This window comes from Duganella sp. Leaf126 (assembly GCF_001423125.1).
Classification (GTDB): Bacteria; Pseudomonadota; Gammaproteobacteria; order Burkholderiales; family Burkholderiaceae_D; genus Rugamonas.
The window spans coordinates 1-22,744 of sequence record NZ_LMNW01000035.1; the positions used below are offsets into that span (position 1 = coordinate 1).

The window sequence follows — 22,744 nt, forward strand, 5'->3', positions numbered from 1 at the left end:
CGCATCGGCCAGGAAGTGCTGGTGCAGTTTTTGGAAAACGATATCGACCGCCCCGTCATCGTCGGCGCGCTGTACAACGGCCAGGGCGAAGGCGGCCAGCCATCGACACCGGGCGGCAAGACCGCGAGCGACAGCGATRCCGCCGTRTTCCAGTCCGCGCATGACCACGGCATCTCCGGCCAGGGCAACCTGGCCGGCGGCAACAGCCCGCTGTGGCACGGCGCTGCYGCCGACACGGCCGGCCACCGCAACAGCGCCGCGCAATGGGGYATCCGCAGCAAGGAATTCGGCGGCAGCGGTTACAACCAGCTGCTGTTCGACGACACYGACAACCAGGGCCGCATCCATTTAAAGAGCAGCCATGCCGCCAGCGAACTGACATTGGGCCACCTGATCCACGCGGCAGATAATTATCGCGGCAGCCTGCGCGGCACCGGCGCCGAACTGCGCACCGACGGCTACGGCGCCGTGCGCGCCGGCGCCGGTTTGCTGGTGTCGAGCTACAAGCTCACGCACGGCGCCGACAGTCGCGAGCCGGCCGGCGACAACGCGGCCGGCATGGCGCTGCTGAAGCAGGCCGCAACATTGGGCGAGACCTTCAGCGGCGCCGCCAAAACCCATCAAACGGTGGCCTACGCCAGCCACCTGGGCGCGGCCAAGGCCGACACAAGCCGCCTCGACGACCAGGCAGCCCCGCTCAAGGCGCTGCTGAAGGCGGCGTCCGGCATGCTGAGCCAGGAAAGCGTGGACACCGCCAGGGCCGAGGCACCCGACAAACCAATTACGCCGGCTGACGACAAGCTGCCGCACGCGAGCGACGCCATCATCGCCATTGCCGCCAAGGCCGGACTTGGCGTGCTGGCCGGCGAACACCTGCAACTGGCCAATGGCGAGACGGTCACGCTGATGAGCGGCCAGGACAGCCAGTTCGCCACCGGCGGCCAGATGCGTGTGCACAGCGGCCAGGCCATCGGTGTGCTTGGCGGCGCGGTGAACGCAGGGGAAGGCAATGTCGGCATGCAACTGATCGCGGCCAAGGGAGCAGTCGAGCTTCAAGCTCAGCATGATGTACTGACCATCCAGGCCCGTGACCAGATCAACGTTATCAGCGCCAACGCCCATATCGACTGGGCCGCTGCGAAAAGCGTCATGTTATCGACGGCAGGCGGCGCCAACATCACCATTACGGGAGGCAATATCACGGTTCAATGCCCAGGAAAAATCACCGTCCATGCTGGCAAAAAGTATTTCGATGGGCCAGTCCGCGCGCCTTATTCGATGCCTGACCTGCCCGACAGCATCTGCGTGGAATGCCTGAAGAAATCACTGATGGCCGCGCCTGCATTCACCATGGTGGGATGAGCCATGTTCATCAACAAATACAGGGCAGACTGGCAAACGTTTCTCGATGCACTGGCATCAAAATATGTCGCTACCGCGCATACAATCTACTTGCTACTGGACGCAGTGTTTTCTCCGGGATTGGATCGTCGTTTTAACGAGCTTTCACCGTCACTGCTGTTCGACGCCCGTCCCGGGTGTACGGCTGAAACCCGTGACGTATCGCCATTCCTGGTCCGCTACGCCCACACCGAGGCGCATTACTATACGAGGCGGCTCGCACCATGCAGCGGATTTCCGATGATGAGTGTAATCACTACGCAAGAAAGTCAAACCACATTGGCCCGTCGGCTTGCGGCGTGGTGTGTCGTGGAAGCCGACCAGCAGCGATTCAATTTCAGGTTTCCCGATACGAGACGCCTGCCCTGTATCTATGCAGCGCTCACCGAGCAGCAGAGACAGCAAATGACAGGACCAGCCGCGGAATGGTCTTACATCGCGCGTGACGGCACGTGGGAACACTTATCGCTGATTCCTGGCATTACCTCTATCCACAATGATGTACCAAAATTGACTGCGCAACAGTTTGCAGCGCTGGTGGCGGACAGCGAGGGCGACGAGATAGCCAGCATGTTGCATTACCGGGGAGTGATGACCACTGAAGACCCTTACCTGCATCATCTGATCATCTCCGAAGCGCTAAAGGTCTCCCGATCGAGCTCCTTGAACGCACAAGACAAATTGGACTGGTGTGAAAGTTGCATATTGGAGCGCCAATTACTCTCCACACCAAAAATCATATCGAAATTCTCCAGCTGGAAAAAAGCCCGGCTCACCAACAATTAAAAGGAGTGGTTACGATGCGATCATCAAAATTATTCAAATCCTTTATCTTCCCGGCGGCGCTGGCGCTGATGCTTGCAACGACATTGTCAGCCTGCGCCAAAACAAAGGTTGCCGCAAGCATCCACGGTGTGAATTATAGCGAAGACACGTTCCAGTATTTTCTTAGCGACCCTGAAGACACTGGCAACTACGGAGGTGGAGAGACAGTCGATCCTTATTCGGCAGGCGGAACAATGTGTTGTTTCTCACTGCCAGCGCAATGGAAGCCCGGGATTAAAGTAAGAATCAAAATTTCATACTGGCCTCCAAAAAAAGAAGATGAGAAGCTAAAGGAATTTACGGACGTTCAAATCGTTGAGGTCCCGCGCTACGTCAACGGCAAACCCGGAGAATTGTGGGTACTGAGGGGCAAGGATGGCGCGTTGAGTATAGTGAGCAGCGATTATCAGCCAAATCATGCAAAGTGGCCTGGAGCGATCAAGGGGTGGCCGGTTCCATCTTTGGAGTATCGAAGGAAACTCTATGACATGGATATTAAGCACGAACAAGGTGGCGTAGAACTCTACGAGGAAATGCTAAGACAATTGGAAGAATCCCCTCAGACGAGAGCGAAAGACTCTTGGGACTTCGCCAAAAAATATGACCAGTCATCTCTATCCGGATTTTCCGGGCCGGACGATAAAAAATACATAGATTTCCTAAAAATCAGTTATCAAGATTCTCTAGAAACAAGCAAATTAAGGGTTGCCAATTTAAAAAAGAGGCGACCATGAGTACAACCCTAATACCCGCGGCGAGGGAAAACTATTTATACGCATCTAATTTTGAAAAATTTTTTTCTATTGACGATAAGAATGAAATACGCCACAAGTGGGAATTAAGAGAGCAGCCAGAGTTAGGCACCCCAGGGAAATCCTGCGAAACCAACCTATTTTTTGGTTTCTTTTTTGACGGGACAAAAAATAACTATATCTTGGCAGAATCCTCCAAAACTCACTCAAATGTCGCGCGTCTGTACGATTGCTTCCCCGGGCTGAGTGTAAAGGGAGTATTACCTGATTCTACCGAATGGAAAGATAATCAATCTCTTTATTCTAATTTTTTCAGAGTCTACATACCCGGAGTTGCCTCACCGTTCGAACAGGTCAATGACACTGGAGAAAGTATCGACAAGGACCGAGGCGGAGCGTTTGGCTATAAAGGTGGAGCAAGAATTGTGTGGGCTATGATTCAGTCCATCAACAATGTTCATCGTTATTTTTTGAAGCAACCGCTGTTATCACCCGACGAGACCAAATCTGTCATCGACAGGTTAGTTCTCGACCGCGATCGTCTGGCAGTGATGAAGCCTGGAACGTATCTCGCAGCCAGAATTCCTAACGAAGACGTTAAAGCACGTACGCGGATGGAGTTTGAGAAAATTCTCAAACGGTTGCACTCGGCCGTATCGAATCACTGGCCGAACGCGAGCGGGAAAGCCGCCAAAACCGATCCTTCGATAGTCAAAAAAATATTCATTTCAACGTTCGGGTTCTCACGCGGCGCGACACAGGCGAGAGCTTTTACCAACTGGATGATGGCCTTGTGCTCGTTGGATGCGCGTCTCTCCAAAAGAGGCGCAGCGATGACGTTGGGCGGTTTTGAAGTGGAGTTCAGTTTCCTGGGACTGTTCGACGCGGCCGCTTCCATCGGCCTCGGTAATACATTGGGCAATACCCTGTACGGAAAACTGTTCGACGGCCATGGTGCCTGGGCGGATGCTGAAAGCAGCTTACGTATTCCTCCCGGATTGCGCTGTGTACACTTGGTGGCGGCGCACGAGATACGCCGAAGTTTTCCGCTGGACTCGATCTCTGTAAAACAATCGCTTCCGGACAATACCGATGAAATCGTTGTGCCTGGGGTCCATTCCGACCTAGGCTGCGGCTACATGCCCCGCGAACAAGGCAGGGGAATCGACGCGGATGGCGGTGATATGCTGTCAAGGATCCCCCTCATCTATATGTATCGTGAGGCCAGGCTGGCTGGCGTACCGCTCAAACTAGAGCGCGCGAACGATTCCGCGAAGCTTAGATTCATACTTTTGCCGGAAACTTTAAAAGCCTTCAACGCCTACATCGCCACCTGCAAGGTCAAAAGCGGCACGCTGACAGCGATCATGCGCGACCAGAACAAGAAGCGGATGCTCTGGAATAAAGCCCGCCGAGCGAGTGGTAAAACCCCGATCGAAGCGACGGCCAGCTTCAAACGCGCCAGCACCTTCGATCAAAACGATTTACATAGTTCCAATCTCGAATTCGAGCAAGAAATCAAGTCGTTTGAACGGTGGCTTGCGGATAAGGGAAAGGGCTTTACCCCGCGTTTGCAAGCGCCTGGATTCGACAACGATTACGAGGACGAGTGGGAAGAGATCGCCAGCTGGTGGCACAATGAACCGACACCCGGTCCGGAAGTCCTGGAATTTTTCGATAACTACGTCCACGATTCCCGTGCATGGTTTAAATTAATCCCAGGCAATCCGGACAATGAGACGGAATTGATCGTCAAGCTGAAGCAATGGAGCCAAAGGCGTCAGCGCACCCAGGCCTACAACGCAAAACAGGACAAGGAGTATGTCGAAAGAAGGAAGATCAGGAAACTGACGAGCGATGATGGCTTAGCAAACAACGAGCTCCCGCCTGCGCCAATGCTCGATGGGTTGACCGACAATGAGCGCCGTGCGAGCGAAGAATTTGAGCGCACCGGGAAAATTCCGAGAATGTTGACCACCGGCCGCGAACCGTTCGACTCGCTCTGGATGCCTGCGCGGGCAGGCTATTTACGTTATCGGAAGATTTACAGCGGCTTTGACAGCGTGCTGATCTCATCGGTGAACAGGCAAACCCAGGACGAATCTGCCGCATGAAGCGCCGACCTCGATCACCAGCTTTCTTCGGCACGATCAGGATGCCGGCGAACCGGCGGACTTCTGCATAACCAGGTTCACCTGCGCCACTGCATGCAGCCACGTGAACGCCGTGGATGGAACAGAGGGCCGTCACCGGATTGACCGGAAACGCCGCGCGATAAATTTAACAGGTAAAAAACCACGGCCGGCCGGCATAAACTTTCTGGCGGCGCGTCAAATCCGCCCGCGCCTGAACTCGGCCAGAAACGCCTTCACCTGTTGCGCCGACAGTACCTGCACCGCGTCGCCATGCCACGCATACAGGTACTGGTCGCGGCCCAGGCGGTCGGTCAGCTTGGCGTCGAGCAGGAAGCAGGTGCCCAGCGGGTAGGTGTCCAGGTCCTTCAGGCGCTGCGAACACTGGACCGGCAGCGCCGGCGAAAACGCCTGGCCCGGCACCGGGTGGATTGCCACCGCGCCGCGGCGCTGCACCGAGTGCACAGCGACCTGGCGGTAGGCGTAGCTATCGCGCGCCATCAGTCGGCGGTCGCCAGCAGCAGCGCTACCGCCTCGGCGGCAATGCCTTCTTCGCGGCCCAGGTAGCCGAGCTTCTCGTTGGTCTTGGCCTTGATGTTGACCTGCCCCACCTCCACGCCCAGGTCCTGCGCGACATTGGCGCACATGGCGGCGATGTGCGGCGCCATCTTCGGTTTCTGGGCGATGATGGTGGCGTCGATATTACCGATGCGGTAGCCGGTGGCCGCCACGCGCCGCGCCGCTTCCTTGAGCAGCGTGCGCGAGTCGGCGCCCTTGAACTGGGCGTCGGTGTCCGGGAAATGCTTGCCGATGTCGCCCAGCGCGGCAGCGCCCAGGATGGCGTCGGTAATCGCATGCAGCAGCACGTCGGCGTCCGAGTGGCCCAGCAAGCCAAGGTGGTGCGGGATGTCGACGCCGCCGATGATCAGCTTGCGGCCTTCGACCAGGGCGTGGCAATCGTAGCCCTGGCCGATACGGAATGGAAGTTTGCTCATGTATTCTTTCAATAGATTATTCGCCGGCAGCCAGGTACATCTCGGCGATGCGGATGTCGGCCGGCAGCGTGACTTTCAGGTTGCGGGGATGGCCTTCAATCAGCCGTGGCGACAGGCCCAGTCGTTCCACGGCGCTGGCGTCGTCGGTGATGGCATCGGCGTCCGGCGCACTGGCGAGCGCCCGCTGCAGCAGTGCGTAGCTGAACATCTGCGGCGTTTGCGCCAGCCACAGGCCGCTGCGCGGCACCGTGCTGACCTGGTCTCCGCTGCGCTTGACGGTATCGACCACCGGCAAAGCCAGCAGGCCGCCGGCCGGATGGTCGCCCACGCCGTGCACCAGTTTCTCGATCAGCGCCGGGGTCACGCCCGGACGCGCGGCGTCGTGCACCATCACCAGGTCGGTATCGGCGATGGCGCCCTGCAGCGCGCGCAAGCCGTTCAGGACCGAGTCCATGCGGGTGGCGCCGCCGCAGCGCAGCACCGTTACGCGGTCCAGGTCTGGCGGCAGCACGCCGTCGATCTGGCCGTCGTCGGGGCTGACCACGACATAGGTATGGGCGATCAATGCGCTGGCGCGGAAGGCATCGACGGCGTGGCGCAGCAGCGGCTTGCCACCGACGGGCAGGTATTGTTTGGGGCCGTTGGCGGCCATGCGCGCGCCGACGCCGGCGGCGGGCAGCAAGGCGAAATAGCGGGGTTGCTTGGTATCGGTCATGTGTTCTATGGTCTGCGGCGACGCTGTTCGATGATGCGGCGGATGTCGCCGTTGCAAGCATCGCCCAGGCGCGCGTATTCCTGCGGGGTGTCGATTTTAGCCTGTTCGACGTTGCCCTTGTCAAATTCGGCCTTGATGAACGGGAACCAGATGCTGTTGATCTCGTGCTGCAGCGCCGATTGCGCCGTACCCGACGGCGCGTACAGCGGCCTGGCGTCGAAGCGCTTCTCCAGCGCCGCGCGCACCACCTGCTCCACCCGCACCAGGTTGTCCATATAGGCTTTCAGGTGGCGCTGCTCGTGTGCGAGGATGACGTCGTAGGCGCAGGTACCGGGCGCGAATTCGTTGCCGACGTAGATCAGCACGGGCGCGTAATTGAGCTTGACCTCGACCTTGGGCGCCACGCACTCGTAGCCGCTGGCCGGGTCCTGCAGCATCGGCCCGCCCAGCGTGGCCGAATACTGGGCCCGCGTCACGGTCAGGCCCAGCGTTTCGCGCCGGCCGTCGATGCTGCCCGTCTTGAGGGTCAGGGCCCGGTACGGCAGCTGGTTGTTGATGGTAAAACCGTTGCTCTTGGTAGAGAGCACCGAGATGGTCTTGCTGATCGTGTCTTCGCAGCGGACCTGGAATGGCGTGCGCGCTGCGGCAGCATGGGCACCAATGCCCAAGCTGGTCAGCAACGCAAACGCCAGGATCCGCACGCTCAGCCCAGCTTCCAGTCGCCGGCGCGCAGCTTGTCGAGCCAGAAGGCGCCGATCACGGTTTTGACGTCGGTGACCTTGCCTTCGCGCACCCACTGCAGCAGCTCGTCGAGCGGCGCCGTAAACAGTTCGAGGAATTCGCCGTCGTCGAGCTTTTGCTCGCCGGCCACCAGGCCACGGGCCAGGTAGATGTCGAGGTGCTCGTCGGCATAGGCGATGGCGTTGTGGATGGTGCAGACGTACTGCCAGTCGGTGGCGGTGTAGCCGGTTTCCTCGACCAGCTCGCGCTTGGCGCAGTCGAGCGGGTCTTCGTTGGGGTCGATCTTACCGGCAGGGAATTCGATGAAGGTGCGATGCAGCGGGTAGCGGAACTGGTTTTCCAGCAGGACCCGGCCATCGTCGAACACCGGCAGGATCACTACCGCGCCCGGGTGCTTGATGTACTCGCGCACGGCATGGCGGCCATCGGGCAGTTCGATATTGTCGCGTTGGACTTTGAGGAAGTGGCCGTTGTAGGCCAGATCGCCGTCGAGGCGGGTTTCGGTCAGATTCACTTGCTGCTCCACGGAGATTCGAAGAGCAACAGTGTATCAGTGGTGACTTAGTTATGGGGACGGCGCAGGTAGCGCACGATATATCCCGGAAAACCCAGGACCAGGAACAGGCAGGCGGAGATCGCGTAAAACTCCCAGGTCTGCGGGAAGCGCGTGCCGATCTGCGCTTCGAGCGCCATGCCGATGGCGCCCACCACGAAGTATAGGACCACCATCTCGGCCAGCCGCACCCACAGCGGCTTGCCCGTTACAAAAACACGTGCTGGCACCAGGGCCAGCAGCTTGTCATTGAAGAACGGCAGGTTGGCAGCCGCGACGGCTATCGCGATCACCAACCAGCTTGCAACGCTCACGTCCATCAGGTAGCCAGCGTCACTTTCATGGCAGCGGCGCAGACGGCCAGCAGCGGGCCCGGCAGCACGCCCAGGGCCAGGATGGCAACGCCGTTCAGGCTCAGGACCAGCTTCATGTCGGCCGGTGCGTCGAGCGGTGCGCTGTCGGCCGGCTCGTCGAACCACATGGTCTTGACGATGCGCAGGTAGTAATAGGCGCCGACCAGCGAGAACATCACGGCCACCACGGTCAGCCACACCTGGCCCGTGCCCAGCACGGCGTTCAGCACCGAGAACTTGGCGGCAAAGCCGACCAGCGGCGGCACGCCGGCCATCGAGAACATCATGATGGTCATCATCAGCGCGAACCAGCCGCTGCGCTTGCCCAGGCCCTTGAAGTCGGCGATGTTGTCGGCGTCGAAACCGGCGCGCGACAGCAGCATCAGCACACCGAAGGTGCCGACCGTGGTCAGCACGTAGGTGACCACGTAGAACATCGCGGCGCTGTAGGCAGCCACGGTGCCGCCACCGTCGACGGTGGTGCCGACGCCGGCCAGCAGACCGAGCAGCACAAAGCCGATCTGGGCGATGGTCGAGTAAGCGAGCATGCGCTTGATGTTGGTCTGGGCAATCGCGGTCAGGTTACCGATCACCAGCGACAGCACGGCCAGCACCATCAGCATCTGCTGCCAGTCCACGGCGCGCGGCAGCAGGCCTTCCACCAGCAGGCGGATGCAGATGGCGAAGGTGGCGATCTTCGGTGCGCCGCCCAGCAGCAGCGTCACCGCGGTCGGCGAACCTTCGTACACGTCCGGTACCCACATGTGGAACGGCACGGCGCCGAGCTTGAAGGCCAGACCGGCCACCAGGAACACCAGGCCGAACACCAGGATGGTCGGCTTGATGGTGCCCGACGCGGCAGCGACGGCGACTTTCGACAGTTCCAGCGTGCCGGTGGCGCCGTACAGCATCGACATGCCGTACAACAGGAAGCCCGAGGCCAGCGCGCCGAGGACGAAGTATTTCATCGCCGCTTCGGTGGCCTTGTGGTTGTCGCGGCGCAGTGCGACCAGCGCGTACAGCGACAGCGACATCAGTTCCACGCCCAGATAGATGGTGAGGAAGTGCGAACCGGAGATCATGATCATCTGGCCCAGGCCGGCGAACAGCGCCAGGACGTAGAACTCGCCGCCCAGGTTACCGGTCATCATGCCGCGCTGGGTGGTGTACTGGCGCGAGTAGATCAGCGTCAGCGCCACCGACAGGTACGTAAACAGCTTGAGCAGGTTCGACATCGGATCGGACACGTACATGCCGTTGAAGGTGTACGTCGTGGTGCCGGCCATGAAGTCGCCGAAGCTGATGGCCGCGCACACGGCCAGCAGGACCAGCGACAGCAGGTACGTGATCGAACGCTTGGCGTCCGACAGATACATGTCGATCAGCAGTAACAGCGAGGCGCCGACGATCAAGGTGACCTCGGCATACGCCGGGGCGATATTGAACGCCTCTTGTGGAATAGGTGTAATCATTAGGATTTTCTCGAAGTTCCGGTGTTCAATTTCATTTTAAGGCAACTTGCTTTTCGCGACATGGGCCAGCAGGTCGGCCACCGACGTCTGCATGGTGTCGGTGAACGGCGCAGGATACAAGCCCATATACAGCACGGCGATCGCCAGCACGCCCAGCATGAAGAACTCGCGTCCGTTCACGTCGACCAGCGCCGCCACGTGGTGGTTGGTCACCTTGCCGAAGATCACGCGCTTGGCCATCCACAGCGAGTAGGCGGCGCCGAAGATCAGCGCGGTGGCAGCCAGCAGGCCGATCCAGAAGTTGTACTGCACCGAACCGAGGATCACCATGAACTCGCCGACGAAGCCGGACGTCGCTGGCAGACCGCAGTTGGCCATCGAGAAGAACACGAACAGCGCCGCGAACTTCGGCATCTTGTTGACCACGCCGCCGTAGTCGGCGATCTGGCGCGAGTGGGCCTGGTCGTACAGCACGCCGATGCACAGGAACATGGCGCCGGAGATGAAGCCGTGCGAAATCATCTGCACGATACCGCCCTGCACGCCGATCGGGTTAAAGATGAAGAAGCCCAGCGTGACAAAGCCCATGTGCGCGATCGACGAATAGGCGACCAGCTTTTTCATGTCCTTCTGCACCAGGGCCACCAGGCCGATGTAGATCACGGCGATCAGCGACAGCGTGATCACCACGCCCGACAGGTAGTGCGACGCGTCAGGGGCGATCGGCAGCGAGAAACGCAAGAAGCCGTAGGCGCCCAGTTTCAGCATGATCGCGGCCAGCACGGCGGAGCCGCCGGTCGGCGCTTCCACGTGCACGTCCGGCAGCCAGGTGTGGACCGGGAACATCGGCACCTTCACGGCAAACGCCATGAAGAAGGCGATGAAGATGAAGATCTGCTCTTTCATCGTCAGCGGCGCCAGGTGCCATTGCAGGATGTCGAAGGTGCCGGTGGCGCGGTACAGGTAGATGATGGCGACCAGCGTCAGCAGCGAGCCGAAGAAGGTGTACAGGAAGAACTTGAACGACGCATACACGCGGTTCTCGCCGCCCCACACGCCGATCACGATGTACATCGGGATCAGGGTCGCTTCGAAGAAGAAGTAGAACAGCAGGCCGTCGGTGGCGCAGAACACGCCGATCATCAGGCCGGACAGGATCAGGAACGCGCCCATGTACTGGGCCACGCGCGACTGGATCACCTGCCAGGCCGAGATCACCACGATCACCGTGATGAAGGCGGTCAGCGGCACGAACCACAGCGACAGGCCGTCGATGCCGAGCGCGTAATAGATGTTGAAGCTGTCGATCCACTTCGATTTCTCGACGAACTGCAGGCCGTGGGCCGCATTGTCGAAGTTGGTGATCAGCGGAATGGTCGCCGCGAAGCTGACCAGGGCGCCGATCAGCGCGCCGATACGCACCAGGCCGGCGTTGGTGTCGCGGCCGAGCGCCAGGACCAGCGCGCCGAACGCGATCGGGAGCCAGATCGCCAGGCTCAGGTACGGAGGTAATGTAGATATGGTTGACTGCATCATGGTTTTCGTTATCTCTATGCGTATCAGCTAATTAAGCGTGCCAAAACGGCAGGAAGTAGACCAGGAACCCCAGGATGCCCAGGATCATCACGAAGGCGTAGTGGTAGATGTAACCGGTCTGCCCCACACGCGCCAGCTTCGAGAACCAGTTCACGACCTTGGCGCTGCCGTTGACCAGCAGGCCGTCGATCAGGGTCTTGTCGCCGACATTCCACAGGCCCCTGCCCAGCAGGCGGGCGCCGCCGGCAAACACGACCTCGTTGAACTTGTCCATGTAGTACTTGTTCTCGAGCAGCGTGTGCACTGCGGTGAACTTGGCGTAGAACCAGGCCGGTACGCGTGGATTGATCATGTAGCAGTAGTAAGCGCTGGCGACGCCGGCGATGGCCAGCCACAGCGGCAGGCTGGTCAGCGAGTGGATCGCCATGGCCAGCGGACCGTGGAACTCTTCGCCCAGGATCTTCATCGCTTCGTGGTTTTCGCCGACGAAGATGACGTTCTTGAAGAAGTCGCCGTGCAGCATCGGGCCGATCGCCAGGTAGCCGATCAGGACCGACGGGATGGCCAGCATCACCAGCGGGAACCAGACCACGAATGGCGATTCGTGCGGTTTCTGACCTGGCTCCAGGCCATGGTGACCGTGGTCGTCTTCCTCTTCCTCGTGGTGGGCGTCGGCATCGTGGCCGTGTGCGGCAGGATCGGCGTGGGCCACCTTCGGTGCGTGCGCAGCGTGGTGGTGGGCGTCGTGGCCGTGGGCGTGGGCCTGGCCGAAGCGCTCCTTGCCGTGGAAGACCAGGAAGTACATGCGGAACGAGTAGAACGCGGTCACGAACACGCCGGCCAGCACGGCGAAGCTGGCGAAACCGGCGCCCCAGATATGGGTTTCATGCACGGCTTCGATGATCGAGTCTTTCGAGTAGAAGCCCGAGAAGAACGGCGTACCGATCAGGGCCAGCGAGCCCAGCAGCGAGGTGATCCAGGTGATCGGCATGTACTTGCGCAGGCCGCCCATGTTGCGGATGTCCTGGTCGTGGTGCATGCCGATGATGACCGAACCGGCACCGAGGAACAGCAGCGCCTTGAAGAACGCGTGGGTCATCAGGTGGAACACGGCCACCGAGTAGGCCGAGCAGCCGAGCGCGACGGTCATGTAGCCGAGCTGCGACAGCGTCGAGTAGGCGACCACGCGCTTGATGTCGTTCTGGATGATGCCGAGGAAGCCCATGAACAGCGCGGTGATCGAACCGATGACCAGGATGAACGACAGCGCGGTGTCCGACAGCTCGAACAGCGGCGACATGCGCGACACCATGAAGATGCCGGCGGTAACCATGGTGGCGGCGTGGATCAGCGCCGAGATCGGGGTCGGGCCTTCCATCGAGTCCGGCAGCCACACGTGCAGCGGGAACTGCGCCGATTTACCCATCGCGCCGATGAACAGGCAGATGCAGGCCACGGTCAGCAGCGCCCAGTCGGTGCCTGGCAGGGTCAACAGCGACAGCGCTTCGCGCTTGGCAAACACTTCCTGGTAGTTCATGGTGCCGGCGTAGGCCAGCAGCAGGCCGATGCCGAGGATGAAGCCGAAGTCGCCCACGCGGTTGACCAGGAAGGCCTTCATGTTGGCGACGATGGCGGTCGGACGCTTGTACCAGAAGCCGATCAGCAGGTACGACACCAGGCCCACCGCTTCCCAGCCGAAGAACAGCTGCAGGAAGTTGTTGGCCATGACCAGCATCAGCATCGAGAACGTGAACAGCGAGATGTACGAGAAGAAGCGGTTATAGCCTTCGTCCTCGGCCATGTAGCCGATCGTGTAGATGTGCACCATCAGCGACACGAAGGTCACCACGCACATCATCATTGCCGACAGCGCGTCGATCTGGAAGCCGACCTCGAAGTTGATGCCGGCCACCGTCATCCAGTGGTAGACGGTGCCGTTGTACGTGGCGCCGTCGAGCACCTCGTTGAACGTCATCGCCGACAGGATGAAGGCAACCAGCACGCCGAGGATGGTGGCCGTGTGCGACGTTTTGCGTCCCACGACATTGCCGAAGAATTTGGTTCCTAACAAACCCGCAATCGCGGAGCCGGCCAGCGGCGCCAGGGGTACGGCCAGTAGGAGGTTAGGGTTGAGAATACCCGCCATGATGAACCTTAATCGTTATTTTTCGAAATGAGAACCAAGCCGCGGGATCAACCCTTGAGCCTATCGAGGTCTTCCACATTGATGGTGTCCAGATTACGGAACAGCACCACCAGGATGGCCAGGCCGATCGCCGATTCGGCGGCCGCCACGGTCAGGATGAAGAAAACGAAGATCTGGCCGGCTGCGTCACCCAGGTAGTGGGAAAACGCGATGAAATTCATGTTCACTGCCAGCAGCATCAGTTCGATGGCCATCAGCAGAACGATGATGTTCTTGCGGTTCAGGAAAATACCGACGATCGAGATCGCGAACAGTATCGCGCCAAGAACCAGGTAGTGAGCAAGCGATAAAGTCATGGGGTCTCCTTAGTCTCTGCCGATGCTGCAGGCATCTGGCCACGCGTGGTGACCGGCGCGATCTTGACGATCTTCAGGCGGTCGTTGCGCTTGACGCGGACGGCGTCGGCCGGGTCGAAGTGTTTGGTGTCCTTGCGCTTGCGCAGGGTCAGGGCCACGGCAGCCACGATGGCCACCAGCAGGATCGCCGCAGCGATCTCGAAGCCGTACACGTATTTGGTGAAGATCAGCATGCCCAGTTCCTTGGTGCCGCCGATGTTACCGGCCGCCACGGCCTGGGTATCGAACGACAGGAACGAGCGCCACAGCACGGCTGCCATTTCCAGCACGATGATCACGCCGACGAAGCTCGCTACCGGCAGGTAGCTCCAGAAGTTTTCGCGCAGCCTGCCGGTGTCGATATCGAGCATCATCACCACGAACAGGAACAGCACCATGACGGCGCCCACGTACACCAGTACCAGCACGATGGCCAGGAACTCGGCTTCGAGCAACATCCAGATGCCGGCCGCCGAGAAGAACGACAGCACCAGGAACAAGGCCGCGTGGACCGGATTGCGGGCCGTGATAACGCGCGTGGCAGCCAATATCATGATGGCTGCAAAGGCGTAGAACAAAGCAGTTTTAAATTCCATAACTAACCCAAGAGACGTACAGTTTTTGTTTGAACCACCACTGCGGCGGACTGCAGGATACTCCCCTGCCCCGCCCGTCGTCAGCGGTAAGGAGCGTCCGCGGCGCGTGCTTCGGCGATCTGGTTTTCGTAACGATCGCCAACGGCCAGCAGCATTTCCTTGGTGTAGTACAGGTCGCCGCGCTTTTCGCCGTGGTATTCCAGCACGTGCGTTTCGACGATCGAATCGACCGGGCACGACTCTTCGCAGAAACCGCAGAAGATGCACTTGGTCAGGTCGATGTCGTAACGCGTGGTGCGGCGCGAACCGTCGTCGCGCTGCTCCGATTCAATCGTGATCGCCATCGCCGGGCACACCGCTTCGCACAGCTTGCAGGCGATGCAGCGCTCTTCCCCGTTCGGGTAGCGGCGCAGTGCGTGCAGGCCACGGAAGCGCGGCGACATCGGCGTCTTCTCTTCCGGGTACTGCACGGTGATCTTGCGCGAGAACATATACTTGCCCGTCAGCGCCATCCCTTTGATCAGTTCGGTCAGCATGAAGCTGCCGATGAAGTCTTTTAAGCGTTCCATTTGTGTCTATTCCTTAGTTCCAGATATTCCATGGGGAATGCATCCAACCAGCCACGAACACCAGGTACACCAGGGTCAGCGGGATGAAGACTTTCCAGCCCAGACGCATGATCTGGTCGTAACGGTAGCGTGGGAACGTACCGCGCACCCAGATGAATACGGACACCAGGAAGAAGGTCTTGGCGAACAGCCAGAAGAAGCCGCCGAAACCGCCCCAGAATTCCAGGAACGCAAACGGTGCCGACCAGCCGCCCAGGAACATGATCGATGCCAGTGCGGCGATCAGGATCATGTTGGCGTATTCGGCCAGCATGAACATGGCGTAGGCCATGCCCGAGTACTCGACCATGTGACCGGCGACGATTTCCGATTCGCCCTCGACCACGTCGAACGGGTGACGGTTACATTCGGCCAGGCCCGAGGTCAGGTAGACCACGAACAGCGGCAGCAGCGGCAGCCAGTTCCACGACAGGAAGTTCACGCCGTGCGAGGCCATGGTGCCGACCTGCTGGCTGGCGACGATGTCGCCGAAGTTGAGCGAACCGGTGATCATCAGCACCACCACCAGCACGAAGCCCATCGGGATTTCGTACGAAATCATCTGGGCCGACGCGCGCATCGCGCCCATGAACGAGTACTTCGAGTTCGAGGCCCAGCCGGCAATGATGATGCCGTAGACTTCCATCGAGGTGATCGCCATCAGCAGCAGCAGGCCGGCGTTGACGTTGGCCAGCACTGCTTGCGGACCGAACGGCACGACCGACCAGGCCGCCAGGGCCGGCATGATGGTCATGATCGGACCGATCACGAACAGGCCGGGGTTGGCCTTGGCCGGGGTAATGATTTCCTTGAACAGCAGCTTGAGCGCATCGGCGATCGGCTGCAGCAGGCCGCCCGGGCCCACGCGGTTCGGACCGACGCGGATCTGGATATAACCGATCAGCTTGCGCTCCCACAGGGTAAGGTAGGCGACCAGGCCCATCAGTGGTAACAGGACCACCACGATCTTGATCAGGCTCCAGACGATCGGCCAGACCGGGGCCAGCGGGCTGGTAGCGCCCAGGTCGTACAAGGTCGTAACGAATTCAGGCAACGCCATTATTTCACCTCTCCTGCTTTTTCTACGGTGATGGCACCGAACATGCTGCCCAGTGCAGCGGTCGAACGGTGGGCTGCTGCAACGCGCACGGCGTTCGCTGGCAGCCTAGCGTCGACGGCGGCAACCAGCACTGCGCTGCCATGACCTTGGGTGACCTTGACGCTGTCGCCGGCGACGATGCCCAGCTGCTGCGCCAGTGCGGACGACAGGTGCGCTTTCGGCGCGGCCGCGTCGGCCATCTTCTGCAGCGACTCGGCGCGGCGTACGATGGCGTCGGCAAAGTAGATCGGCACGTCGGCAATCCGTTCCACGCCGCCGCTCACGGCGGTCGAGGCGGTCAGCGGCTGGCGGCCTGCGTTGTTGAGCTTGGCGCTAACGTCGAAGTTGCCCTTGCCCAGTACCTCGTCGCGGATCGCTTCCGAGGTGTCGTAGTCGAAACCGGCCAGGCCCAGGATGTTGCCCAGCACGCGCAGCACTTTCCAGGCGGGGCGCGTTTCCAGCAGCGGCTTGACGGTGCCGTTGAAGCTTTGGGCGCGGCCTTCGCAGTTGACGAAGGTGCCCGAGGTTTCGGAAAACGGCGACACCGGCAGCAGCACGTCGGCGTAGTCCATGCCGTGCTTGTAGGCGGACATGACCACGACCATCTCGGCCTTGTTCAGTGCGGCAATCGCGGCTTGCGGGTTGTGTGCGTCCAGCTCCGGCTCGACGTTCAGCAGCACGTAGGCCTGCTTGGCTTCGGTGAAGGCCGGCACGCTGGCGCCGTTGGCGCCGGCGATGTAGGCGCCGACCGTGTTGGCCGCTTCGGTCAGCACCCCGAACGTGGCGCCGGTCTGTTCGGCCAGCCACTGGGCCGCTGCATGCAGCGCGCCCGCTTGCGGGTGCTGGACGGCAGCGTTGCCGAGGAAAATACCCTTATTTAACCCATCCTGGTCGCCGGAGATCAGCGAGGCGGCCACTGCCTTGGCAGCGTCCGATGCCTCGATGCCGTCGAAACCGGCAGGCGCTGCGACCGACTTGGCGGCAGCGACAGCGACAACGATCTGCGACAGCGCGGACAGCCATTCCGACGGTGCGGCGATGACCTTGTTGGCGACATTCATCAAGAGGTCGTCATCGGTCGCGTGCAGGATCGACAGCTGGGCGCCGCCCTTGACGGCCGTGCGCAGGCGCGTGGCCAGCAGCGGGTGATCCTTGCGCAGGAACGAGCCGATCACGAAAGCGCGGTCGAGCAGGCCGAAGTCGCTGATCGACATGCCCAGCCATGGCGTCACGCCGGCCAGCGAGAAGTCGGCCTGGCGCAGGCGGGTATCGACACTGGTCGAACCCATGGCGCGCGTCAGCTTTTGCAGCAGGTGCAGTTCTTCGAGCGTCGAGTGCGGCGTGGCCAGGGTGGCCAGCGCGTTGTCGCCGTGCTCGTGACGGATGTTTTTCAGGCCGTGCGCGACATATTCGAGCGCGGTCTGCCAGTCCACTTCCTTCCACTGGCCGCCCTGCTTGAGCATCGGCTGGGTCAGGCGGTCGGCAGCTTCCAGGCCTTCGTACGAGAAGCGGTCCTTGTCGGAAATCCAGCACTCGTTGACAGCGTCGTTTTCCAGCGGCAGTACGCGCTTGACCTTGCCGCCCTTGACCTGCACGATCAGGTTGGCGCCGAGGCCGTCGTGCGGCGAAACCGACTTGCGGCGCGACAGTTCCCACGACCGGGCGCTGTAGCGGAACGGCTTCGACGTCAGCGCGCCGACCGGGCACAGGTCGATCATGTTGCCCGACATTTCCGAGTTTACGGTCTGGCCGACGAAGGCGGTGATTTCCGAGTGTTCGCCGCGGCCGATCATGCCCAGCTCCATCACGCCGGCCACTTCCTGGCCGAAGCGCACGCAGCGCGTGCACTGGATGCAGCGCGCCATTTCCTGCATCGACACCAGCGGGCCGGCGTCTTTCGGCACGACCACGCGCTTGTCTTCTTCGTAGCGCGATTCGCCCTTGCCGTAACCGACGGCCAGGTCCTGCAGCTGGCATTCGCCGCCCTGATCGCAGATCGGGCAGTCGAGCGGGTGGTTAATCAGCAGGAACTCCATGACCGACTTCTGGGCCTGCACGGCCTTGTCGGACGCGGAACGCACGATCATGCCGGCCGATACCGGCGTGGCGCAGGCAGGCAGCGGCTTCGGTGCTTTTTCCACTTCGACCAGGCACATGCGGCAGTTGGCGGCGATCGACAGTTTCTTGTGATAGCAGAAGTGCGGGATGTACGTCCCCAGCTTGTTGGCGGCGTCCATCACCATGCTACCAGCAGGGACTTCGACTTTTTTGCCGTCTATTTCGATTTCAACCATGGTGATTGTTACCAGCTCTAGATGTAAGCGGGCACACAGCAATTCTTGTGCTCGATGTGATATTCAAATTCTTCGCGGAACTGCTTGATGAACGCACGCATCGGCATGGCCGCCGCGTCGCCCAGCGCGCAAATCGTGCGGCCCTGGATGTTGTCGCAAATGGAGTTCAGCACGTCCAGATCGGAAGCACGGCCCTGGCCGTTTTCGATGCGATGGATCATGCGATACATCCAGCCCGTGCCTTCGCGGCACGGCGTGCACTGGCCGCACGACTCTTCGAAGTAGAAGTAGGCCAGGCGCTCCATGGCCTTGACCATGCAGCGGGTTTCGTCCATGACGATGACGGCGCCCGAACCGAGCATGGAGCCGGCCTTGGCGATCGAGTCATAGTCGAGATCGGTTTGCATCATGATCTCGCCGCGCACCACGGGCGCCGACGAACCGCCGGGAATGACGGCCTTGATCTTTTTGCCGCCGCGCATGCCGCCTGCCAGTTCCAGCAGCTTGGCAAACGGGGTGCCGAGCGGCACTTCGTAGTTGCCCGGACGCTCGACGTCGCCCGAGATCGAGAAGATCTTCGAGCCGCCGTTGTTCGGACGACCGATGGCCAGGTATTTTTCCGGGCCCATGTTCAGGATGAACGGCACCGCCGCGAAGGTCTCGGTGTTGTTGATCGTGGTCGGCTTGCCGTACAGGCCGAACGACGCCGGGAACGGCGGCTTGAAGCGCGGCTGGCCCTTCTTGCCTTCGAGCGACTCCAGCAGCGCGGTTTCTTCGCCGCAGATATAGGCGCCGTAGCCATGGTGCGCGTGCAGCTGGAAGCTGAACTCGCTACCGAGGATGTTGTTGCCCAGGAAGCCGGCCGCGCGCGCCTCTTCCAGCGCTTCCTCGAAGCGCAGGTATTCCTGGAAGATCTCGCCGTGGATGTAGTTGTAGCCGACCGTGATACCCATCGCGTACGCACCGATGGCCATGCCTTCGATCAGCGCATGCGGGTTGTAACGGATGATGTCGCGGTCCTTGAACGTGCCCGGCTCGCCTTCGTCGGTATTGCAGACCAGGTATTTCTGGCCCGGGAACTGGCGCGGCATGAAGCTCCACTTCAGGCCGGTCGGGAAACCCGCACCGCCGCGGCCGCGCAGCGACGACGCTTTGAGGTCGGCGATGATCTGTTCCGGGGTGATCTTTTCTTCGATGATGCGACGCAGGGCGCTGTAGCCGCCGCGCTGGACGTAGTCTTCGAGGTGCCAGTTGTCGCCGTTCAGGCCGGCGAGAATCACAGGGTCGATGTGGCGGTTGTGGAGTGACGTCATTTGGTACTCCCGCTCAGTTCTCCGACCAGGGTGTCGATCTTATCGTTGGACATGAAGCTGCACATGCGGTGATTGTTCACCAGCAGCACCGGTGCGTCGCCGCAGGCGCCCATGCACTCGCCTTCCATCAGCGTGAATTCGCCGTCGTCGGTGGTGCCGCGGTAGTCGATGCCGAGCTTCTGCTTGAGGTGCTGGGCAGCGCGTTCGCCGCCCGACAGCGCGCACGGCAGGTTGGTGCACACGGTGATCTTGTGCCGGCCCACGGGCTTCAGGTTGTACATATTGTAGAAGGTGGCCACTTCCTGCACGGCAATGGCCGGCATGCGGATGTAGTCGGCCAGCTCCTGCATGGTTTCCGGCGAAATCCAGCCCAGTTCCACCTGGGCGTGGGCCAGCGCGGCCATGACGGCGGACTGGCGCTGGTCGTCCGGATACTTGGCCAGTTCGCGGTCGATTTTTTGATAGCACTGCTCTGATAACAACATACTTTTTGCCTCTTAGCGGTCAATACTGCCGAACACGATGTCCTGCGTACCGATGATGGTCACGGCGTCGGCAATCATGTGGCCGCGCGACATTTCGTCCAGCGCCTGCAGGTGCACGTAATCGGGCGTGCGCAGCTTCATGCGGTAGGGCTTGTTGGCGCCGTCCGACAGCAGGTACACGCCGAACTCGCCTTTCGGGTGTTCCACGGCGGCGTAGGCCTCGCCCGGCGGCACGTGGAAACCTTCGGTAAACAGCTTGAAGTGGTGGATCAGCGATTCCATGTTGGTCTTCATGTCCACGCGGCTCGGCGGCGCAACCTTGTGGTTGCTGGAAATGACAGGACCCGGATTGTTACGCAGCCACTCCACGCACTGCTTGATGATCTTGTTCGACTGGCGCAGTTCTTCCACGCGCACCAGGTAGCGGTCGTAGCAGTCGCCGTTGGTGCCGATCGGCACGTCGAAGTCCATCAGGTCGTACACCTCGTACGGCTGGTGCTTGCGCAGGTCCCACTGGATGCCCGAACCGCGCAGCATGGCGCCGGTAAAGCCCATCGCCAGCGCGTCTTCAGGCGATACCACGCCGATGCCGACCGTGCGCTGTTTCCAGATGCGGTTGTCGGTCAGCAGGGTTTCGTACTCGTCCACGTAGCCGGGGAAACGGGCGGTAAATGCTTCGATGAAGTCCAGCACCGAACCCTGGCGGTGTTCGTTGAGGTCGGCAATCGCCTTGGCCGAACGGATGATCGACGGCTTGTGCTGCGGCATGGCGTCCGGCAGGTCGCGGTACACGCCGCCCGGGCGGTAGTAGGCCGCGTGCATGCGCGCGCCAGAGACGGCTTCGTACACGTCGAACAGGTCTTCGCGGTCGCGGAAGCAGTACAGGAACGGGCCCATGGCGCCGACGTCGAGCGCGTGCGCACCGAGCCACATCAGGTGGTTCAGGATGCGGGTGATTTCGTCGAACATCACGCGGATGTATTGCGCGCGCAGCGGCACTTCCAGGCCCAGCAGCTTCTCGATGGCCATCACGTAGGCGTGCTCGTTGCACATCATCGAGACGTAGTCGAGGCGGTCCATGTACGGCACCGACTGCAGATAGGTCTTCTGCTCGGCCAGCTTCTCGGTACCGCGGTGCAGCAGGCCGATGTGCGGGTCGGCGCGCTGAATCACCTCACCGTCGAGCTCGAGCACCAGGCGCAGCACGCCGTGCGCGGCCGGGTGCTGCGGACCGAAGTTCAGGGTGTAATTCTTAATCTCAGCCATTATTTAATCCCGTAGTTTTCTTCGCGGATCACGCGCGGCACGTTTTCACGCGGCTCGATGGTGACCGGCTGGTAGATCACGCGCTTCTGCTCGGGGTCGTAGCGCATTTCGACGTAGCCCGACACCGGGAAGTCCTTGCGGAACGGGTGGCCGATGAAGCCGTAATCGGTCAGGATGCGGCGCAGGTCGTTGTGGTTTTCGAACAGGATGCCGAACATGTCGAACGCTTCGCGCTCGAACCAGTTCAGGCAGCGCCACAGCGGCGTGAGCGACGGGAACACCGGCATGTCATCATCGCCGGCGAAGCAGCGCACGCGCACGCGCCAGTTGTGCTTGACCGACAGCAGGTGGATCACGACCGCGAAACGCTGGCCGTCCCAGGCGCCGTCGCCGTAGGTCGAGTAGTCGACGCCGCACAGGTCGATCGCCTGCTCGAAGCCCAGGCTCGGGTCGTCACGCAGGGTCTGCATCACGCCGTAGTAGTCGGCCGCCTTGACGGTGAGCGTGATCTCGCCCAGCGCCACGACCGTACTAACGCGTTCGCCCAGGGCAGTGCCGAGGGCGGTTTGAAGTTGTTCTAGTTTGATAGTCATCGTGCGATGGTGTTGGTACGCTTGATCTTGTTCTGCAGTTGCATGATGCCGTACAGCAGGGCTTCAGCGGTGGGCGGGCAGCCCGGCACGTAGACATCGACCGGCACGATGCGGTCGCAGCCGCGCACGACCGAATACGAGTAGTGGTAGTAGCCGCCGCCGTTGGCGCAGGTCCCCATCGAGATCACCCAGCGCGGTTCCGGCATCTGGTCGTACACCTTGCGCAGTGCCGGCGCCATCTTGTTGCACAGCGTGCCGGCCACGATCATCACGTCGGACTGGCGCGGCGAGGGACGGAACACCACACCGAAGCGGTCCATGTCGTAACGGGCCGCGCCCACGTGCATCATTTCAACCGCACAGCAGGCCAGACCGAACGTCATCGGGAACATCGACCCGGTACGCGCCCAGTTGATCAGCTTGTCAGCCGAGGTAGTGATGAAACCTTCGTTTAATACGCCTTCAATAGCCATG

23 protein-coding genes are annotated in these 22,744 nt (G+C 61.0%); 4 read left to right on the forward strand and 19 right to left on the reverse strand.

The window, feature by feature from the left end; translation table 11 throughout:
• From ASF61_RS20290 to ASF61_RS20300, 4 genes are all read left to right on the forward strand, one after another.
• The coding region (locus tag ASF61_RS20290) for a type VI secretion system Vgr family protein (protein WP_156369668.1) at positions 1 to 1,362 on the forward strand (1,362 nt) is incomplete at its 5' end.
• 3 nt (positions 1,363 to 1,365) lie between these two features.
• Positions 1,366 to 2,187, forward strand: a complete 822-nt coding sequence (locus tag ASF61_RS20295; RefSeq protein WP_082491854.1) for a DUF4123 domain-containing protein — start codon at positions 1,366 to 1,368, stop codon at positions 2,185 to 2,187.
• A 14-nt stretch (positions 2,188 to 2,201) separates the two neighbouring features.
• A complete protein-coding gene (locus ASF61_RS23000) occupies positions 2,202 to 2,960 on the forward strand; it encodes a DUF3304 domain-containing protein (protein WP_156369669.1) in 759 nt (252 codons plus the stop codon).
• Positions 2,957 to 5,092, forward strand: a complete 2,136-nt coding sequence (locus tag ASF61_RS20300; RefSeq protein WP_082491856.1) for a DUF2235 domain-containing protein — start codon at positions 2,957 to 2,959, stop codon at positions 5,090 to 5,092. Before ASF61_RS23000 ends, ASF61_RS20300 begins: the two co-directional genes overlap by 4 nt.
• 216 nt (positions 5,093 to 5,308) lie before the next feature.
• Here ASF61_RS20300 and ASF61_RS20305 read toward each other — a convergent pair whose 3' ends face one another.
• The 19 genes from ASF61_RS20305 to ASF61_RS20395 all read right to left on the reverse strand — a co-directional run bounded on the left by ASF61_RS20305 (position 5,309) and on the right by ASF61_RS20395 (position 22,743).
• On the reverse strand, positions 5,309 to 5,611 hold the full coding sequence (locus tag ASF61_RS20305) for a hypothetical protein (RefSeq protein WP_056160320.1): 303 nt from the start codon (positions 5,609 to 5,611) through the stop codon (positions 5,309 to 5,311).
• Positions 5,611 to 6,105 (reverse strand): 2-C-methyl-D-erythritol 2,4-cyclodiphosphate synthase, encoded by a 495-nt coding sequence (gene ispF / locus ASF61_RS20310; RefSeq protein ID WP_056160322.1) that lies wholly within the window; start codon positions 6,103 to 6,105, stop codon positions 5,611 to 5,613. Before ispF ends, ASF61_RS20305 begins: the two co-directional genes overlap by 1 nt.
• A 16-nt stretch (positions 6,106 to 6,121) precedes the next feature.
• Entirely contained in the window at positions 6,122 to 6,820 is a 699-nt protein-coding gene (ispD, locus tag ASF61_RS20315; RefSeq protein ID WP_056160325.1) for a 2-C-methyl-D-erythritol 4-phosphate cytidylyltransferase, read from the reverse strand.
• A gap of 5 nt (positions 6,821 to 6,825) precedes the next feature.
• Entirely contained in the window at positions 6,826 to 7,500 is a 675-nt protein-coding gene (locus ASF61_RS20320) for a hypothetical protein (protein ID WP_229205952.1), read from the reverse strand.
• Between the two features lie 23 nt (positions 7,501 to 7,523).
• Positions 7,524 to 8,075 (reverse strand): NUDIX domain-containing protein, encoded by a 552-nt coding sequence (locus ASF61_RS20325; RefSeq protein WP_056160330.1) that lies wholly within the window; start codon positions 8,073 to 8,075, stop codon positions 7,524 to 7,526.
• A gap of 47 nt (positions 8,076 to 8,122) precedes the next feature.
• The gene (locus tag ASF61_RS20330) at positions 8,123 to 8,434 is read right to left on the reverse strand and encodes a DUF2818 family protein (protein ID WP_056160332.1); all 312 of its coding nucleotides are present in this window, start codon (positions 8,432 to 8,434) and stop codon (positions 8,123 to 8,125) included.
• Complete coding sequence (gene nuoN / locus ASF61_RS20335) at positions 8,434 to 9,939, reverse strand: NADH-quinone oxidoreductase subunit NuoN (RefSeq protein WP_056160334.1); 1,506 nt, start codon at positions 9,937 to 9,939, stop codon at positions 8,434 to 8,436. The genes ASF61_RS20330 and nuoN overlap by 1 nt, the downstream gene beginning before the upstream one ends.
• Before the next feature lie 36 nt (positions 9,940 to 9,975).
• Positions 9,976 to 11,475 carry an NADH-quinone oxidoreductase subunit M gene (locus tag ASF61_RS20340; RefSeq protein WP_056160338.1) on the reverse strand — a complete coding sequence of 500 codons (1,500 nt, stop codon included), beginning with the start codon at positions 11,473 to 11,475 and terminating at the stop codon, positions 9,976 to 9,978.
• 31 nt (positions 11,476 to 11,506) lie between these two features.
• Positions 11,507 to 13,621 (reverse strand): NADH-quinone oxidoreductase subunit L, encoded by a 2,115-nt coding sequence (nuoL, locus tag ASF61_RS20345; protein WP_056160340.1) that lies wholly within the window; start codon positions 13,619 to 13,621, stop codon positions 11,507 to 11,509.
• Between the two features lie 47 nt (positions 13,622 to 13,668).
• Positions 13,669 to 13,977: an NADH-quinone oxidoreductase subunit NuoK gene (gene nuoK, locus ASF61_RS20350; RefSeq protein WP_019920323.1), complete on the reverse strand. Its 309-nt coding sequence runs from the start codon at positions 13,975 to 13,977 to the stop codon at positions 13,669 to 13,671.
• Positions 13,974 to 14,612: an NADH-quinone oxidoreductase subunit J gene (locus tag ASF61_RS20355; protein WP_056160342.1), complete on the reverse strand. Its 639-nt coding sequence runs from the start codon at positions 14,610 to 14,612 to the stop codon at positions 13,974 to 13,976. Before ASF61_RS20355 ends, nuoK begins: the two co-directional genes overlap by 4 nt.
• A gap of 80 nt (positions 14,613 to 14,692) precedes the next feature.
• Positions 14,693 to 15,181 carry an NADH-quinone oxidoreductase subunit NuoI gene (gene nuoI / locus ASF61_RS20360; RefSeq protein ID WP_019920325.1) on the reverse strand — a complete coding sequence of 163 codons (489 nt, stop codon included), beginning with the start codon at positions 15,179 to 15,181 and terminating at the stop codon, positions 14,693 to 14,695.
• 13 nt (positions 15,182 to 15,194) lie between these two features.
• Positions 15,195 to 16,280, reverse strand: a complete 1,086-nt coding sequence (gene nuoH / locus ASF61_RS20365) for an NADH-quinone oxidoreductase subunit NuoH (RefSeq protein WP_056160343.1) — start codon at positions 16,278 to 16,280, stop codon at positions 15,195 to 15,197.
• The gene (gene nuoG / locus ASF61_RS20370; RefSeq protein WP_056160345.1) at positions 16,280 to 18,613 is read right to left on the reverse strand and encodes an NADH-quinone oxidoreductase subunit NuoG; all 2,334 of its coding nucleotides are present in this window, start codon (positions 18,611 to 18,613) and stop codon (positions 16,280 to 16,282) included. The genes nuoH and nuoG overlap by 1 nt, the downstream gene beginning before the upstream one ends.
• Positions 18,614 to 18,630: 17 nt before the next feature.
• Entirely contained in the window at positions 18,631 to 19,926 is a 1,296-nt protein-coding gene (gene nuoF, locus ASF61_RS20375) for an NADH-quinone oxidoreductase subunit NuoF (RefSeq protein ID WP_056160346.1), read from the reverse strand.
• Positions 19,923 to 20,411 (reverse strand): NADH-quinone oxidoreductase subunit NuoE, encoded by a 489-nt coding sequence (gene nuoE / locus ASF61_RS20380; RefSeq protein WP_056160348.1) that lies wholly within the window; start codon positions 20,409 to 20,411, stop codon positions 19,923 to 19,925. Before nuoE ends, nuoF begins: the two co-directional genes overlap by 4 nt.
• 12 nt (positions 20,412 to 20,423) lie before the next feature.
• A complete protein-coding gene (locus tag ASF61_RS20385; protein ID WP_056160350.1) occupies positions 20,424 to 21,677 on the reverse strand; it encodes an NADH-quinone oxidoreductase subunit D in 1,254 nt (417 codons plus the stop codon).
• A complete protein-coding gene (locus ASF61_RS20390) occupies positions 21,677 to 22,270 on the reverse strand; it encodes an NADH-quinone oxidoreductase subunit C (RefSeq protein ID WP_056160352.1) in 594 nt (197 codons plus the stop codon). The genes ASF61_RS20385 and ASF61_RS20390 overlap by 1 nt, the downstream gene beginning before the upstream one ends.
• Positions 22,267 to 22,743 (reverse strand): NADH-quinone oxidoreductase subunit B family protein, encoded by a 477-nt coding sequence (locus ASF61_RS20395; RefSeq protein WP_019920332.1) that lies wholly within the window; start codon positions 22,741 to 22,743, stop codon positions 22,267 to 22,269. Before ASF61_RS20395 ends, ASF61_RS20390 begins: the two co-directional genes overlap by 4 nt.
• Position 22,744: the final 1 nt, after the last annotated feature.

Excerpts from the sequence above, each read along its gene's own strand:
- ASF61_RS20295 (WP_082491854.1), top strand. The coding sequence starts at position 1,366 with ATGTTCATCAACAAATACAGGGCAGACTGGCAAACGTTTCTCGATGCA.
- ASF61_RS23000 (WP_156369669.1), top strand. The coding sequence starts at position 2,202 with ATGCGATCATCAAAATTATTCAAATCCTTTATCTTCCCGGCGGCGCTG.
- ASF61_RS20300 (WP_082491856.1), top strand. The coding sequence starts at position 2,957 with ATGAGTACAACCCTAATACCCGCGGCGAGGGAAAACTATTTATACGCA.
- ASF61_RS20305 (WP_056160320.1), bottom strand. The coding sequence starts at position 5,611 with ATGGCGCGCGATAGCTACGCCTACCGCCAGGTCGCTGTGCACTCGGTG.
- ispF (WP_056160322.1), bottom strand. The coding sequence starts at position 6,105 with ATGAGCAAACTTCCATTCCGTATCGGCCAGGGCTACGATTGCCACGCC.
- ispD (WP_056160325.1), bottom strand. The coding sequence starts at position 6,820 with ATGACCGATACCAAGCAACCCCGCTATTTCGCCTTGCTGCCCGCCGCC.
- ASF61_RS20330 (WP_056160332.1), bottom strand. The coding sequence starts at position 8,434 with ATGGACGTGAGCGTTGCAAGCTGGTTGGTGATCGCGATAGCCGTCGCG.
- nuoN (WP_056160334.1), bottom strand. The coding sequence starts at position 9,939 with ATGATTACACCTATTCCACAAGAGGCGTTCAATATCGCCCCGGCGTAT.
- ASF61_RS20340 (WP_056160338.1), bottom strand. The coding sequence starts at position 11,475 with ATGATGCAGTCAACCATATCTACATTACCTCCGTACCTGAGCCTGGCG.
- nuoL (WP_056160340.1), bottom strand. The coding sequence starts at position 13,621 with ATGGCGGGTATTCTCAACCCTAACCTCCTACTGGCCGTACCCCTGGCG.
- nuoK (WP_019920323.1), bottom strand. The coding sequence starts at position 13,977 with ATGACTTTATCGCTTGCTCACTACCTGGTTCTTGGCGCGATACTGTTC.
- ASF61_RS20355 (WP_056160342.1), bottom strand. The coding sequence starts at position 14,612 with ATGGAATTTAAAACTGCTTTGTTCTACGCCTTTGCAGCCATCATGATA.
- nuoI (WP_019920325.1), bottom strand. The coding sequence starts at position 15,181 with ATGGAACGCTTAAAAGACTTCATCGGCAGCTTCATGCTGACCGAACTG.
- nuoH (WP_056160343.1), bottom strand. The coding sequence starts at position 16,280 with ATGGCGTTGCCTGAATTCGTTACGACCTTGTACGACCTGGGCGCTACC.
- nuoG (WP_056160345.1), bottom strand. The coding sequence starts at position 18,613 with ATGGTTGAAATCGAAATAGACGGCAAAAAAGTCGAAGTCCCTGCTGGT.
- nuoF (WP_056160346.1), bottom strand. The coding sequence starts at position 19,926 with ATGACGTCACTCCACAACCGCCACATCGACCCTGTGATTCTCGCCGGC.
- nuoE (WP_056160348.1), bottom strand. The coding sequence starts at position 20,411 with ATGTTGTTATCAGAGCAGTGCTATCAAAAAATCGACCGCGAACTGGCC.
- ASF61_RS20385 (WP_056160350.1), bottom strand. The coding sequence starts at position 21,677 with ATGGCTGAGATTAAGAATTACACCCTGAACTTCGGTCCGCAGCACCCG.
- ASF61_RS20390 (WP_056160352.1), bottom strand. The coding sequence starts at position 22,270 with ATGACTATCAAACTAGAACAACTTCAAACCGCCCTCGGCACTGCCCTG.
- ASF61_RS20395 (WP_019920332.1), bottom strand. The coding sequence starts at position 22,743 with ATGGCTATTGAAGGCGTATTAAACGAAGGTTTCATCACTACCTCGGCT.